2 protein-coding genes are annotated in these 3,507 nt (G+C 71.1%); both read right to left on the bottom strand.

What is annotated here, in order from left to right; all coding sequences use genetic code 11:
- A partial coding sequence (locus tag ACO1BR_RS38365) for a condensation domain-containing protein (RefSeq protein WP_426799740.1) occupies window positions 1-1,382 on the bottom strand: 1,382 nt, incomplete at its 3' end.
- A partial coding sequence (locus tag ACO1BR_RS38360) for a condensation domain-containing protein (protein WP_426799739.1) occupies window positions 1,379-3,507 on the bottom strand: 2,129 nt, incomplete at its 5' end. The genes ACO1BR_RS38360 and ACO1BR_RS38365, both read right to left, overlap by 4 nt.

Genomic DNA, 3,507 nt, shown 5'->3' with positions numbered 1-3,507 from the left:
CCGCCCGGCAGGGGGGCGCCCTTCCCCTGGTCGAGCAGCCGTGCCCGCTCTCCGTCGAGCAGCACCGAGAGGCCCGCGACACGCTGCTCCAGGTCCTCGGCACAGGCTTCCAGCAGCAGCCGCAGCCGCTCGGCCATCAGCCGCACGGTCCCGGATGCGAAGGCGTCCGCGCGATGGCCGAAGGTGATCCGCAGGTCATCCCCCGGCGCGATGGTGAGGGTGAGCGGATAGTGCGCCGCGTCGGTGCCCCGGAATCCGGTGACCCGCAGGCCGGGGAGGCCCTCCTGGGCCTGTCGCAGCGCCTCGGCGTCCATGGGGTAGTTCTCGAACACGGCGAGCGTGTCGAAGAGGTCGTCCAGGTCGGTCAGGGCGCGGATCTCGGTCAGCCCGAGGTGCTGGGAGCCCAGGAGCCGGCCCTGCTCGTCCTGCATCCGGCGCAGCAGCGTTGCCAGGGTGTCGTCCGGGCGTATGCCGACGCGGACCGGAATCGTGTTGATGAACAGGCCGACCATGGTCTCGACACCGGGGATCTCCGGCGGCCGGCCCGAGACGGTGGTGCCGAACAACACGTCGTCCTGTCCGGTGAGTTGGTGCAGCAGGACCCCCCAGGCGCCCTGCACCACCGTGTTGAGCGTCAAGCGGTTCCGGCGGGCCGTCTCCCGCAGGCGGGCGGTGGTGGCCGCGCCCAGGTTCAGCACCAGTTGCTCGGGCAGCTCGCCCGACGACGCGGAGGCCGGTTTGTCCCCGGCCAGCAGGGTCGGCTGCGCCACTCCGGCGAGGGCCGCGCGCCAGGCGCCGGCCGCGGCCGTACGGTCCTGGGCGGCCAGCCAGGCGAGGTAGTCCCGGTAAGGGGCGACGCGCGGCATCGCGCCGCCGTCTCCGCCGCGCGCATAGAGCTCGAACAGTTCCCGTACCAGTAGCGGCATCGACCAGCCGTCGAGGAGGAGGTGATGGTTCGTCATGACCAGGTGGTAGCGATGGTGCGCCATCCGGATCAGGGTGAACCGCATCAGGGGCGGTTCGGAGAGGTCGAAACGCCGCGTGCGGTCGACGGCCAGGAACGTCGCGAGCCGCTCGGCGCGCTCGGCGTCGTCGCCCGCGCCGAAGTCGAGTTCCTCGAAGACCGGTGGGACTTCGACGGCGACGGCCTGGACCGGTTCGTCGAGGTCCTCGTAGAGGAACCCCACCCGAAGGTTCGCGTGCCGGCGAAGCAGTCCCTTGACGGCCGCGTACAGCACCGCCGCGTCGACCGGTCCCTCGATGTCGAAGACGAACTGCGCGGTGTAGACGTCCACCGCCTCGGAGTCGTACACGGCATGGAACAGCATGCCCGCCTGCAGCGGTGTCAACGGCAGGACGTCCTGCAGCTGGAACCCGGTCACTTGCGTCCACCCCACTTGTTCTGCAGCTTGTTCTGCAGTCGATCGATCTGAGCCTGGTTGAGCGAGACCAACGGAAGGTCGGAGGGCGTATAACCGCCGGCGTCGGGCGCCTGGGCGTGTTCCGCGACGGCACGCAGTGCCCGCAGCCAGCCTTCGGCGAGTTCCTCGACGTCCTCCTCCTTGAGCAGATCCGTCGGCCAGGTCCAGCCGGCGACCAGTTGCGGCCCCTCCGGCAGGTCCTTGGTGTAGGCGTTGATGTCCAGCACGTGATGGACCGGCATGTCCGGGTCCTGGCTGCGTGGTCCGCCCCCGTCGAAGAGCAGCTGCCAGTCCCCGGCGTTGCCCGCCGCCGATGAACCGGCATAGCGACCAAGGTAGTTGAAGCCGATCTGCGGCGTCACCGCGTCCAAGAGCACGGCGCGGGTGCGCGGGTTGAGGTGACGCAACAGGCCGTAGCCGATGCCGTGGTCCGGTACGGCCCGCAACTGCTCCTTGATCCGCTTCAGCGCGCGGTCGACGAGCGGGCCGTCGAACGCCCGCGCCTCGTAGCGGCTCACCGGCCCCGGGTCGAGCCGCACCGGGTACATGCTGGTGAACCAGCCGACGGTACGGGACAGGTCGATGCTCTCGGCGATCTGCTCACGGCCGTGCCCCTCCAGGTCGAGCAGTACGGCCGACCCGCCCGCGCCCCCACGTTCGGCACGCCACCCGGCGATCGCCAGGGCGAGGCCGGTCAGCAGCACGTCGTTGATGCCCGCGTGGAACGCGGCCGGCGCGGTGGTCAGCAGGGGCCGTGTCCACTGCGCAGGCAGCGTGACCGTCAGCGTCCGCACACCGTCGGCGGTGTCCCGGTCCGGGTCGAGCGGTCGGTATCCCCACTGCGGGTCCTCGGTGCGCAGGATCTCCTGCCAGAGCGGCAGCTCAGCGGCGCGCTCGGCGCTCCGCGCATCGGCCACCAGCAGCTCCGCCCATCTACGGTAGGAAGTACGCACCGGCGGCAGGGGCGAGGTGTCGCCCGCCGCGCCGGCGGTGACCGCCTGCCAGGCGGTGGCCAGATCTGCGGTGAGGGTGCGCCACGAGACCGCGTCCACCGCGAGGTGATGGACGACGAGCAGCAGCCGACCGGGCCGGTCGGGCCCCGCGTCGTACCAGACGGCCTCCAGCACGCCGCCCGTGCCGGGCCGCAGCCGCAGGCGGGCGGCCTCCGCGGCCTCGGCGACCACCGCATCGGTCCGTGCGCCGTCGAGCCCGGCGATGTCGACCCGTGTCAGCCGCGCGCGGGCGCTCACCGCGCCCTGTGGCAGGACTTCGAGACCGGGCCGCCCGCCGGGTGTTCCACTCACCCGGAGCCGCAGCATGTCGTGGTGATCCAGGAGTAGTTGGAGCGCCGAGGCGATGTCGCTCTCCGTTGCTCCGGCCGGTGAGCGCAGCACGCTCGACTGGTTGTAACCGTCGCGCGTGCCGGGCCGGTCGAGGAACCACGCGGCGATGGGCGTGAGCGGCACCTCGCCGATGCCCGGCGTGGCCGCGGTCTCCGGCTCCGCACCCAGCGGCAGGGCGACCGACGCGATCACCGCCACGGTGCGGTGGACGAAGACGTCGCGCGGCGTGATCACCAGTCCCGCGTTACGTGCCCTGCTGACGACCTGGATCGACAGGATGCTGTCGCCGCCGAGGGCGAAGAAGTCGTCGTCGACACCGACCTCCGGGATGCCGAGTGTCTCGGCGACCACCCCGCACAGGATCCTTTCCTCGTCGGTACGCGGTGCCTGCCCACCGACCCGGTGTGTCTCCGGTTCGGGTGCGGGCAGGGCGCGGCGGTCGACCTTGCCGTTGGGCAGCAGCGGCAACGCGTCGAGGACGACGAACGCGGCCGGAACCATGTACTCCGGCAGTGCCGTCGCAAGACCCCGGCGCAGCCCGGCGGCGTCCACCGACTGTTCGGCATCAACCACCACATACGCGACCAGACGTCTGTCACCTGGCCGGTCCTCGCGGATCAGCGCACACGCCGCGGTAATGCCCGGGAGTGCCGTCAGCGCACTTTCGACCTCACCCAGCTCGATGCGATAACCCCGCAACTTGACCTGGTCGTCAGACCTCCCCAAAAACTCGATCCGCCCCT

Source organism: Streptomyces sp. YGL11-2, from assembly GCF_050054615.1.
GTDB lineage: Bacteria > Actinomycetota > Actinomycetes > Streptomycetales > Streptomycetaceae > Streptomyces.
Note: the sequence above shows the minus strand (reverse complement) of the source record. Positions and strands in the feature narration are given on the sequence as shown.